The 12,469-nt window shown below is 33.5% G+C and carries 12 protein-coding genes; 11 read left to right on the plus strand and 1 reads right to left on the minus strand.

What is annotated here, in order from left to right; genetic code table 11:
- Nucleotides 1–101: 101 nt before the first annotated feature.
- The 11 genes from AST02_RS01500 (at nt 102) to AST02_RS01550 (ending at nt 11,621) form a co-directional block, all read left to right on the plus strand.
- On the plus strand, nt 102–1,331 hold the full coding sequence (locus tag AST02_RS01500; protein WP_069815201.1) for a NupC/NupG family nucleoside CNT transporter: 1,230 nt from the start codon (nt 102–104) through the stop codon (nt 1,329–1,331).
- Nucleotides 1,332–1,909: 578 nt separating this feature from the next.
- A complete protein-coding gene (locus AST02_RS01505; RefSeq protein ID WP_069815203.1) occupies nt 1,910–2,746 on the plus strand; it encodes a YitT family protein in 837 nt (278 codons plus the stop codon).
- Between the two features lie 422 nt (nt 2,747–3,168).
- Nucleotides 3,169–3,972 carry an ABC transporter ATP-binding protein gene (locus tag AST02_RS01510; protein ID WP_069815205.1) on the plus strand — a complete coding sequence of 268 codons (804 nt, stop codon included), beginning with the start codon at nt 3,169–3,171 and terminating at the stop codon, nt 3,970–3,972.
- Nucleotides 3,973–3,981: 9 nt separating this feature from the next.
- Nucleotides 3,982–4,983, plus strand: coding sequence for a FecCD family ABC transporter permease (locus tag AST02_RS01515; protein WP_069815206.1), 1,002 nt, complete (start codon nt 3,982–3,984; stop codon nt 4,981–4,983).
- Nucleotides 4,980–5,996, plus strand: a complete 1,017-nt coding sequence (locus AST02_RS01520) for a FecCD family ABC transporter permease (RefSeq protein ID WP_069815208.1) — start codon at nt 4,980–4,982, stop codon at nt 5,994–5,996. The genes AST02_RS01515 and AST02_RS01520 overlap by 4 nt, the downstream gene beginning before the upstream one ends.
- Before the next feature lie 164 nt (nt 5,997–6,160).
- Nucleotides 6,161–7,126, plus strand: coding sequence for a dihydroxyacetone kinase subunit DhaK (dhaK, locus tag AST02_RS01525; protein WP_069815210.1), 966 nt, complete (start codon nt 6,161–6,163; stop codon nt 7,124–7,126).
- A 40-nt stretch (nt 7,127–7,166) separates the two neighbouring features.
- On the plus strand, nt 7,167–7,742 hold the full coding sequence (gene dhaL / locus AST02_RS01530) for a dihydroxyacetone kinase subunit DhaL (protein ID WP_069815212.1): 576 nt from the start codon (nt 7,167–7,169) through the stop codon (nt 7,740–7,742).
- 2 nt (nt 7,743–7,744) lie between these two features.
- Complete coding sequence (gene dhaM, locus AST02_RS01535) at nt 7,745–8,107, plus strand: dihydroxyacetone kinase phosphoryl donor subunit DhaM (RefSeq protein ID WP_069815214.1); 363 nt, start codon at nt 7,745–7,747, stop codon at nt 8,105–8,107.
- Nucleotides 8,108–8,280: 173 nt separating this feature from the next.
- The gene (locus tag AST02_RS01540; protein WP_002508377.1) at nt 8,281–8,781 is read left to right on the plus strand and encodes a hypothetical protein; all 501 of its coding nucleotides are present in this window, start codon (nt 8,281–8,283) and stop codon (nt 8,779–8,781) included.
- 468 nt (nt 8,782–9,249) lie between these two features.
- Nucleotides 9,250–10,317 carry a YkvI family membrane protein gene (locus tag AST02_RS01545; RefSeq protein WP_069815216.1) on the plus strand — a complete coding sequence of 356 codons (1,068 nt, stop codon included), beginning with the start codon at nt 9,250–9,252 and terminating at the stop codon, nt 10,315–10,317.
- A 272-nt stretch (nt 10,318–10,589) separates the two neighbouring features.
- Nucleotides 10,590–11,621 carry an alpha/beta hydrolase gene (locus AST02_RS01550; protein ID WP_069815218.1) on the plus strand — a complete coding sequence of 344 codons (1,032 nt, stop codon included), beginning with the start codon at nt 10,590–10,592 and terminating at the stop codon, nt 11,619–11,621.
- A 226-nt stretch (nt 11,622–11,847) separates the two neighbouring features.
- On the opposite strand, the gene AST02_RS01555 is transcribed toward AST02_RS01550, so the two are convergent.
- Nucleotides 11,848–12,354 (minus strand): GNAT family N-acetyltransferase, encoded by a 507-nt coding sequence (locus tag AST02_RS01555; RefSeq protein WP_069815220.1) that lies wholly within the window; start codon nt 12,352–12,354, stop codon nt 11,848–11,850.
- Between the last annotated feature and the right edge of the window lie 115 nt (nt 12,355–12,469).

The following is a 12,469-nucleotide window of genomic DNA, read 5'->3' on the forward strand; positions in this document are numbered from 1 at the left end:
ACCATATAATGTGTTTGCTTTAATTATTCCGATACATAGCAACAAGTTACTTTTAGAAGTTCATTGTTATCATTGATTTAAAAAGGAATGGTGGGTGTATTATGTTTTTAGTGATCAACATAATTGGATTACTTGTTTTCTTAGGACTTGCTGTACTATTTTCTAGAAACAAAAAAAATATCCAATGGAAGTCGATTGGGATATTAGTCGTTTTAAACTTATTCTTAGCTTGGTTCTTTATGTCTTTTACTTGGGGAAAAACAGCAGTACAAGGTTTAGCAAACGGAATTTCTTGGGTAATTGATTCTGCGCACGCAGGGACTGGCTTCGCTTTTGCGAGTTGGGTAGAACCTGGAGCAATGGATATGGCAGTAAGTGCGTTATTTCCTATATTATTAGTTGTTCCTTTATTTGATATTTTGATGTATTTCAATATATTACCAAAAGTGATTGGTGCAATTGGCTGGGTCTTAGCTAAAATTACGCGCCAACCTAAATTCGAATCATTCTTTGGGATTGAAATGATGTTTTTAGGTAACACTGAAGCACTTGCAGTATCTAATGAACAATTAAAACGAATGAAAGAAACGCGTGTACTAACGATTGCAATGATGTCAATGAGTTCGATATCAGGTGCGATTGTAGGCGCATATGTGACTATGGTGCCCGGCGATTTAGTATTGACGGCAATTCCATTAAATATTATTAATGCGATTATTGTGTCTTCAATTTTAAATCCTGTATCTGTAGAGGAAAAAGAAGATATTATTTACAGTATTCGCAATGATGAAATTGAGCGTCAACCCTTTTTCTCATTCTTGGGAGATTCAGTATTAAATGCAGGTAAATTAATTTTAATTATCGTTGCATTTGTCATCAGTTTTGTAGCACTTTCTGATTTAATCGATCGCTTTATCAACTTGCTTACAGGTATTATAGGTGGTTGGGCAGGTCTTAAAGGAAGCTTTGGCTTAGATCAAATATTAGGTGCATTCATGTATCCATTCGCACTACTGCTTGGTTTACCGTGGGATGAAGCATGGATTGTAGCGCAACAAATGGCGAAGAAAATTGTAACGAATGAGTTTGTAGTAATGGGTCAAATTAAAGATGTAATAGATTCTTATTCGCCTCATAGACGTGCTGTTATTACGACATTCTTGATATCATTCGCGAACTTCTCAACAATTGGTATGATTATAGGTACTTTAAAAGGTATTGTTGATAAAAAAACATCAGACTTCGTATCTCAATATGTGCCAATGTTATTACTTGCAGGTGTTCTAGTGTCATTAATGACTGCAGGATTTGTAGGATTGTTTGCTTGGTAAGAAGTTGTAGTTAAAAAATAGTTTCAGAATGCCAACAAAGTCTCCAACTTTGTTGGCATTCTTTTATGCACGCTTTTCGTGAGCACAGACTTAGACTGTAGTTTGTGGCTAGCACTTTCCCCGCAGAAGTCAGCTTAAATCACAGATATTTTTAAATAATAAAATTAATGACTTGATACTACACATAAAAATAAAGCCAAGTAAATGAAGTGAGGAGACACATTCATCATTACTTGGCTTTTACGGGAAATGAATTAATTATATACTAATAGTAAGGACTAGGTACCATTAATATACTCGAGCAAAAATTGTTTTGTTTGTTACTATAAACAACACAAAGGAGATGGCTTCTTATTGGCTATCAATAAGAAGATAGATTTTATTATAGCAAAGGAATGCGCTAAAGTAAACCGAAAATTCAGAATTTTTAAAAATCGAAGAAACTTCATTTGATAATTCTCTTTATAATTGCGTTTTGAATATAATTTTTATGTGTTTTTATGCTGGTGGATGTTGTGGTATTGGTCATTTTTTGCTAACATTCAATTGATTGAAGCAAATACAAGGGGGTCGTGTAGGTGAATAAAACAGTACGTGATTTAATATTAGTCCTATTTGGATCATTTGCATTCTCGGCAGGGGTAAATACATTTATTATATCTGCTGATTTAGGTGAAGGAGGAGTGACCGGTTTAGCAATCGTACTATACTATGCCTTTCATATCTCTCCTGGTATTACCAATTTTGTATTTAATGCTGTTCTTATTGCAATTGGTTATAAATTTTTAAGTAAAAGAAGTATGTATTTAACGATTGTAGCTACAATATTAATATCAATATTTTTAGAATTAACATCAAGTTGGCAAATTGAAACTGGAAATATACTAGTTAATGCAGTATTTGGTGGCCTATGCGTTGGTTTGGGTATCGGCGTTATTGTACTTGCTGGTGGTACAACAGCTGGAACAACGATTTTAGCAAGAATTGCTAATAAATATTTGGATATAAGTACACCATATGCATTGCTATTCTTTGATTTAATTGTAGTAGCAATATCACTAACAGTAATTCCAATTTCTAGCGCGCTAGTAACAGTTATTTCATTATATATTGGTACTAAAGTAATGGAATATGTTATAGAAGGTTTAAATACGAAGAAAGCAATGACTATTATTTCAAGCAATCCTGACGAAATAGCAAAAGTCATTGATGAACAAGTTGGGCGTGGACTGACTATTCTAAATGGTAGAGGTTATTTCACTAAACAAGATAAAGATATACTTTATGTTGTAATTACTAAAACGCAAGTTACCAAGGCGAAGCGTTTGATAAGAAATATAGACGAGGAAGCCTTTTTAGTTATTCATGATGTGCGTGATGTTTATGGTAATGGTTTCTTGATTGATGAACATTAACTTATTTTAAAATATAAGTGCTTGAAATATAAATAAAGATTTTTTAACCACCATGAAGTCTCCTGACTTCATGGTGGTTTTTTTATGTACGCCTTCTGAGGGCACAGCCTCAACCTGTAGTTTCTGGGTTTTGTTAGATTATCTAGCTAGCTGTCTGCTGAATAGTGAATTTATTATATTACGGTATATGGGATTACGAAAGGGATATTGTCTCTTTTTAATGTATGTTAAATTCATCGAAAAATGGGTTGAAAAGGATGAGATTTAATAGTCATAATATATAAAAAATGATATAATGTCATCTGTGATAATGATTATCATTTATTAAATTGAACTAATGATATATACGATGAATTGAGACAAATTAAATGTAAAAAAATATATAGTGCATTATGCTTATTTATATAGGAAGAAGGGAATTTATGAGTCGCTTAGAAGGAGAACAAGTTACTATTGGTTATGGGGAGAATGTAATTGTTGAAAACTTAGATGTCCATATACCTGACGGTAAAATCACATCAATTATAGGGCCGAATGGTTGTGGCAAATCCACATTATTGAAAGCGTTATCGAGATTATTACCTATTAAAAGTGGCGAAATCAAATTAGATGGTGGGAACTTACACGCACAAGCAACCAAAGATATTGCCAAAAAAATTGCGATTTTACCACAATCTCCTGAAGTTGCGGATGGCCTTACAGTGGGAGAATTAGTATCCTATGGACGTTTCCCTCATCAAAAAGGATTTGGACGTCTTTCAGCAGAAGATAAAAAAGAAATCGATTGGGCGTTGTCAGTTACAGGTACATATGAATTTAGGCTACGTCCTATTAATGATTTAAGCGGAGGCCAACGTCAAAGAGTATGGATAGCTATGGCATTGGCGCAACGTACAGATATTATCTTTTTAGATGAACCAACGACATTTTTAGATATTTCACATCAATTAGAAATTTTAGAGTTAATCACGCAATTAAATAAAGAACAAGGTTGTACTATTGTTATGGTTTTACATGATATTAACCAAGCTGTACGATTTTCAGACCATTTAATCACTATGAAAAATGGAAATATTGTTGCTAATGGTGAGACTGAAGACGTATTAACTAAAGAAATTTTAGAAAAAGTATTCAATATAGATGTTGAAATTAGCACAGACCCAAGAACAGGGAAACCTATGCTAGTGACGTACGATTTATGTAGAAAAAGTTATTCGGAAGTTTAGAGGCTAATTATGACCACAAAGAAAAAGGGCAAGTTGAATTTTACAACTACATTTATAATAGTGTTTATATTATTAATAGTTGCTTTAATTGTGTCGATTCTATATGGGGATGCAAAAATCCATATATCTACTATATTCGAGGCAGTGTTCAATTATAATCCTAAAAACCAACAACATAATATTATAAGTGAAATACGTATTCCAAGGGATCTCGGAGCAATCTTAGTAGGGGTTGCCTTAGCAACTTCAGGCGCTGTAATTCAAGGGGTTACTAAAAATGGTCTAGCGGATCCAAGTTTAATTGGACTAAATGCTGGTGCCTCATTTATGCTGGCACTGACCTTCGCATTTTATCCGTCAGCACCATTCATCATATTGATGTTAGCAGGCTTTATTGGTGCGCTCATAGGTGGCTTTTTCGTCTTAATGATAGGAAGATCAAGAAGCGATGGTTTTAACCCGATGAGAATTATATTGGCCGGAGCAGCAGTTAGTGCGTTACTAACAGCCTTAAGTCAAGGCGTAGCGCTATTATTTAGATTGAACCAAAGTTTAACATTTTGGAGTGCTGGCGGTGTATCTGGAACAACTTGGAATCAGTTGATGTGGGCAGCACCCTTTATTTTGGTGGCGCTTATCATTATGGTGAGTATGAGTAAACAATTAACGATTTTAAATTTAGGTGAAACATTGGCTAAAGGCTTAGGGCAAAATGTGGCGTTTACACGTGCTATTACTTTGATTTTATCTATGGTAATGGCTGGTGTAGCTGTTGCTATGGTAGGACAAATTGCATTTGTTGGCTTGATGGTACCACATATTGTGAGATATATAGTCGGTACAGACTACGCCCGTGTTATTCCACTCACAGCAGTAGTTGGTGGTTTGTTGATGCTTGTAGCTGATACGGTTGCCCGTATGCTAGGTGAAGCGCCAGTTGGAGCTATTATTTCCTTTATAGGTGTACCTTACTTCTTGTATTTAGTTAAAAGAGGAGGTCGCTTCTCATGATAGATCCGAAACTGAGATATAAACAATGGTTAACAATGGTGATTCTGATTATACTTGTACTTCTCGCTTGTGCATGGAGTATGACTTCAGGTGAGTATAAAATGTCGATAGGTACGTTCTTTAAGACCTTATTTGGTCAAGGCGCATATACCGATACATTGATATTAATGGAATTTAGAATGCCACGGATGATTATTACGATTTTAGCTGGAGCGGCATTAGCTATGAGTGGCGCGATTATCCAGAGTGTTACCAAGAATCCGTTAGCTGAGCCAGGTATATTAGGCATTAACGCAGGTAGTGGTTTTGCTATAGCGCTGTTTATGGTTATAGGGAATGTAGATGCTGGAAACTTTGTCTATGTTCTACCAATCATAAGCATGATTGGTGGCATCTTAACAGCACTTATTATCTTCTCGTTTAGTTATAATAAAGGTGAAGGTATTACCCCTTCAAGTATGGTACTTGTAGGGGTAGGCATGGCTACTGCATTAAGTGGTGGTTCAATGACTTTGATGTCCACATTTGATGAAGATCAATCAGAGTTTATTGCATCTTGGCTCGCGGGTAATATTTGGGGTGATGAATGGGCATTTGTAATTGCGTTTTTACCATGGGTTCTCATATTAATTCCATTTTTATTATTTAAGTCTAATGTTTTAAATTTATTAAATACACATCAACACATAGCTCAAGGTGTAGGCGTAAAAATTGGAAGAGAACGTATTGTATTATTACTCGTTGCAGTTATATTATCTTCTACTGCTGTTTCAGTAGCGGGTTCAATTGGCTTTATTGGCTTGTTAGGACCACATATCGCTAAATCGATTGTTGGTCCAAGACACCAACTCTTTCTACCTATTTCAATATTAATAGGTGCATTTTTACTCGTGTTAGCAGATACGGTAGGGCAAGTGATATTACAACCTTCTGGTATCCCAGCTGGTATCGTCGTCGCAATCATTGGTGCACCTTATTTCTTATATTTAATGTATAAATCAAAATCAATATAAATATTACAAAAAGGAGTTTGGACATAAGTACATGTCTAAGCTTCTTTTTTAAATGTTTTTAGTAATTATTTCAAAAGAAATCATTATCAATTTTCATATGTTAGCGTTTGCATTCATGTGTAGGGTATACTATAAATGAACATTCAAATTAGGAGGTCATCTCTATGAAAAAACTAATTAAAGATAAAACACAATTTTTAACAGATATGTTGGACGGACTTTCGATAACGAATAACGAAATTGAAGTCATTGCAGATACTGTTGTTGTAAGAAAAGAAAAGAAAAAGCAAGGCGTTGCTCTAGTTTCTGGTGGAGGAAGTGGTCACGAACCTGCACATGCTGGTTATGTAGCAGAAGGGATGCTCGATGCTGCTGTCTGTGGTGAAGTGTTCACATCACCAACACCTGATAAAATTCTAAGTGCAATTAAAGCAGTTGATAATGGAGATGGTGTATTACTCGTAGTGAAAAACTATGCTGGTGATGTTATGAATTTTGAAATGGCACAAGAAATGGCAGAGATGGAAGACATACAAGTAGCAACAGTGATTGTTAAGGATGATATCGCAGTAAGCGATGATGATAAAAGAAGAGGCGTTGCTGGTACAGTATTAGCACACAAATATGCTGGATATTTAGCAGACCAGGGTGAGTCATTAACTAACATTAAAGAGAAAGTAGATCAATTTTTACCAAGTGTAAAAACATTAGGCATGGCTTTAACTGCGCCAATGGTACCAACAACTGGACAATATGGATTTGATATTGAAAGTGATGAAATGGAAATAGGTGTAGGTATCCATGGAGAAAAAGGATTATCTAGAGAAAAAGTGGAAACTGTAGATCAAATTGTCGAGCGATTAATTAAAGCTTTAATGAAAGAAGTAAGCTCAGAAAAACTTATCGTTATGGTGAATGGTATGGGTGCAACACCATTATCTGAACTTAATATAGCAGCAAAATATGTAGCAGAAAATTTCCAAGAGAAGCATATTGATGTTGTACATTGGTTTGTGGGAGATTATATGACTGCATTAGATATGCAAGGCTTATCTTTAACATTAGTCCCATATACAGAAGAAGTGTTAACAGCTTTAACTGAGCCTACAGCAAGTCCTTACTTTAATTAATAATTAATAAGTCATAGATACGATAAGGAGTGGAACATAAATGAATGTAAGTGAATTAAAGGAAAGATTACTTAAATTAGTAGAAGTGTTTGAAGAAAAAGAAGCACTATTAACAGAATTAGATCGAGCTATAGGCGATGGTGACCACGGAGTGAACATGGTTAGAGGATTTAAAGCATTACCAGAGAAAATAGATGATAGTTCCATGCAAAATTTATTGAAATCTACAGGTATGACATTGATGTCTAATATCGGTGGTGCTTCAGGCCCACTGTATGGTTTTAGTTTTGTGAAAATGTCTCAAGTTGTTGGCGATGAGTTAGATGCTACAAACTTAAAAGAAGTATTGAATTCATTTTCTGAAGCAATTAAGCAAAGAGGTAAAGTTGAATTAAATGAGAAAACAATGTATGACGTCATAGAACGCGCAAACGAAGCGGTACAACAAGGTGAAACTTTAAATGCAGATGTGCTACAAACATACGCAGACGAAACAAAAGATATCGTTGCTACAAAAGGCAGAGCATCATATTTTAAAGAAGAATCAAAAGGTCACATTGACCCTGGTGCACAGAGTAGTGTTTATATATTAAACGCATTGATTGGAGATGAATAATTATGACGAAAATTGTAATTGTGAGTCATAGTGAAGATATTGCAAACGGTACAAAAGCATTATTGGAACAAATGGCAGGAGATGTTCCAATATTAATACAGGGTGGCGTTGAAGGTAAAATTGGAACATCTTACGATCATATACAAGAAATGATTAATGATTTAGACGATGATGCACTTTGTTTCTATGATATTGGTTCTGCAGAAATGAACTTAGATTTAGCTATTGAAATGTATGAAGGTAAATATCAAGTAGAAAAAGTCGATGCACCGATTGTTGAAGGTAGTTTTACAGCCGCTGTTAAATTATCAGTAGGTGGTTCTATCGAAGAAATTGTTGAAGATTTGAAACGCAATTTCGGATAAACAATTTACTTATTTATGTCGATAGACTATTGGTAAAGGTTAGGTAATTAATATATTATAAGGACTTCAATTAATATGGCAAAAAGATTCATTTTTATATGAATATATAAATGGTCTGTGGTAGAATAGAACCTAACTGTTATAGAAATCTGGATACCTAGGAGGACATTGCCATGAAAGATTTAATACAAAAGCATGTCTTAAACGGCGAATTCGAGTCAGTAAAACGTTTAATGTCCCAGACAGATTTTATGGAATTTGAAGAGGCTTACATTTCAAGTGCACATGAAGTAGAAAGTGTCATGTTTTACACATGTATTTTAGATATGATGAAAGTAGAAGAAACTGCAGAAATGCATGATTTAGCTTTTCTATTATTAGTTTATCCACTAAGTGAATTACAAGGTGCATTGGATTCAGCTTATTATCATGCAGAATCATCCATAAAACTTACGGACAGTAAAGAAGTAAAAAGTCTGTTACAAATGTTATTGTTACATGCAGTTCCTGAACCAGTCATTTCTGATAAAAAAGCATTTGATGTGTCTCGACAAATACTAAAATTAGATCCGTCTAATAGTGTTGCGCGTAATGTGCTTAAAGAAACGGCTAAACGTATGGATAATGTCGTTGTAGACTTTAATGAACTAAATCGCTATAAAAATGCACATTAATTAACATGCTTAGCAATAAAACATATTTAACCGAAAATCTCTTTTTAAAATTGAGATTTTCGGTTTTTAATTTTATTTTATCTAAAAAGCATTGTTAGGTTGCATATACATAATAAAATTTCACTAAAATTATAGAAATACAGTGACAATTTAAATATTGTGATATATGGTTAACTTGAAAGCAATAAAAAATTTAAAAAATTTATAGTTTTTAAGTAGAGATAACAAGTGCATAATAAATGTATAAAATTACAGAGAATAAAAGCCTCAACCTGTTGTGAGCTTGATAATACAGAGTTTATATTTATATTTAAAAATAAAAATGAATTTTTAAATGTATGTAAATTCACTAGATGATTAGTGTAAAAATTAATTAATAGTGTGAATTTGAAATTTGTCGTGTTGCAAAATAATGACAGTGCGTTATAATAACTCAATGTGTTAACTTAAGAGGAGGTTATAAATCACATGGGCTTGAATAAAGAAGCTATAAAAATTGGTTTCGCTTATGTTGGTATCGTAGTAGGTGCTGGCTTTTCAACGGGACAAGAAGTAATGCAATTCTTTACTCCTTATGGGCTTTGGTCGTATCTAGGAGTTATTATATCAGGATTGATATTAGGATTTGCAGGTCGACAAGTTGCTAAGATTGGTACTGCATTCGATGCGCAAAATCATGAATCCACTTTAGATTATTTATTCGGTGGTGTATTTAGTAAGATAATTGACTATTTACTTATCTTCTTCTTATTTGGTATCTCAGTCACAATGATTGCAGGTGCAGGATCAACGTTTGAAGAAAGTTTTGGCATACCAACGTGGTTAGGTGCATTAATTATGGTGATTGTTATCTACATTACATTATTAATGGACTTTAACAAAATCGTACGTGCGTTAGGTATGGTAACGCCATTCTTAATTATTTTAGTTGTTATCATTGCAGTATTTTACTTATTTAATGGAAATATTTCCTTTGCAGAAGTGAACCAAACAGTTCCAGAGGCGAGTATTTGGAAAGGTATCTTTTACGGTATTATTTATGGTGGGTTAGCATTCGCAGTTGGTTTTAGTACAATTGTTGCGATTGGTGGAGACGCGTCCAAACGTAAAATATCTGGTGCAGGTGCATTATTTGGTGGTGTTGTATATACAATATTACTAGCGCTAATTAACTTTGCATTACAATCAGAGTATACGACAATTAAAGATGCTTCTATTCCAACACTAACGTTAGCAAATGAAATCCATCCTTGGATTGGTTTAGTATTATCTATTATTATGTTAGCAGTTATGTACAATACAATTCTTGGTTTAATGTATTCGTTTGCTGCAAGATTTACAGAACCATATAGTAAAAATTATCATGTGTTTATAGTTGCAATGGTGCTCGTAGCTTATGCATTAAGTTTCGTAGGTTTCGCAGACTTAATTAACTTCTTATATCCAATCATGGGTGTAATTGGCTTAGTTGTAGTTATTGCAGTACTTATTAAATACTATTCAAGAAAAAATCAAAATAAAGATCACATAGCGTAATCGTGATGAAATAAAGTATAAATAAAATTAGGACATAAATCCTAGATTTAATAAATGGCTGTTAGAATCCTATTGGATATCTAGCAGCCATTTATTGTTTTAAAATATGATATTAACCTATATAGAGGTGAGTTTATAATTATAAACGGTAGTTGCTCAATTTGATTTTTAAAATAAAGAAGATAGCAGTTTGGTCTATTTTAATCGTTCAAATAAATACTACTACGTACTTATTAATTATGATACAATGCATGCGAAAGGGAAGGTCGAGCATGAAGAAAAAACATAAATGGACAATTATCGCTATTGTTGTTTTTGTTGTCGTTGCAATTGTGATTGCAATATTACTTAAGCAACAATATGACCGACAAAATGCGCAAGAATTTAAAGAAAAAGTACAAATTAATAATGAAAATGTAAATGCATTTACTAATATAACTTATAGCAGTGGGATACCCAATAGTCGCTTAGATATTTTAACGCCTACTGAATTAGATCAAGATAATAAATTGCCTGTCATTTTTTGGTTACATGGTGGAGGATTTATCGCAGGAGATAAACAATATAAAAATCCGTTATTATCAAAATTTGCTGAACAAGGTTATATCGTAGTGAATATTAATTACGCACTTGCACCTGACTATAAATACCCAACACAGTTAAAACAAATTGATCGTGCAGTTCAGTTTATCAAACAGAATAAACATGAGTTGCCTATAGATTTTGATCAAGTTGTTTTCGGTGGTGACTCAGCAGGCGCCCAATTATCCAGTCAATTTACAGCTATCCAAACAAATGAATCATTACGAGAAGATATGGAGTTTAACCAACAGTTTGAACCGGAACAAATAAAAGCAGCAATCTTTTTTGGTGGCTTTTATGATATGAAAACGGTGAAAGAAACAGAGTTTCCTAGAATCCAGCTCTTTATGGAAAGTTACACTGGCAAGAGAGATTGGGAACAACAATTTAAATATATCAGTGAAATGTCTACGATAAACCAAGTGACAAAAGATTATCCACCAACATTTTTATCGGTAGGGGATGCAGATCCATTTTATAGTCAAAACATTGATTTTTATAAAAAACTAAAAGAAAAAGATGTTCCAGTTGATAAATTGTTTTATGATGGATCACATAATTTGAGACATCAATACCAATTTCATATGCAATTACCGGAGTCACAGCAAAATATGAAAGATACATTGAGTTTCTTAAGTAGAAATACAAGCGCTTCTGGTGTAGAGAGAGAATTGAAGCCCGAATCAAAAAATCCTGAGGGTGTTCAATTGAATCCTTACTAATGAGTAAATAGTAAAATCAACTAGACGTAATACAGTTATATAAAAGATTTCAAAAAAACAGCTTATAGATCTCCTGTAATGGAAACTATAAGCTGTTTTTAGTTCTAGTCGTGGGCTCATATAACGAAATGTTATGAGCAAAATTGGATTGCTGTTCCATTCCCATTTATTAATTTATACTTAAACAAGAATAGTGAAACGTTTAATATATAAACATTGAGGTAGACTAAAGTAATAACTTAGACATTATATATTTATTGAAATAACGCCCATCGATATAAAGTTTATCTCGAAGTTCGCCGTCAATTTGATATCCAGCAGCTTTAAATAAAGCTACCGCTGTTTCGTTTTCAGGGACTACAGAAACTTCAATGCGGCGAATGTTATGGTTTAAACACCATGCTTCAATAGAATTAATAAGTGATTGGCCAAGGCCTTTTTCGCGATAGTGTCTAATAACACCCATTGAAAAATGTGCTTCATGACGTGTACGTTCAAACTTTTCAGTTGTTACGATTGAAAAACCAACAAGTTCTCCGTTATTTTCGGCAACATATATCGCGTTGGACGGTGACGTTATATAATGTTCCAAGTTTGAAACGGCATCACTGTTAGATGGCGCATATTCACCAGGATTATATATTAAATATTCAGATTCATCATAGATAGTAGTTAATAATTTTACAAATGGATCTATATCATTGATACCGATTTCACGAATTTGATGAACCATATGTGTCCACTCCTCATTTCTATTTTGCTAATACTCAGTTATAGTATAACTTAACATCATTAGCATGATTTTACTAGGAGATATTTAAATAGAGACAAATTAAAATAAAGGAAGT

The sequence above is a fragment of the Staphylococcus equorum genome, from assembly GCF_001747895.1.
Taxonomy (GTDB): Bacteria; Bacillota; Bacilli; order Staphylococcales; family Staphylococcaceae; genus Staphylococcus; species Staphylococcus equorum_A.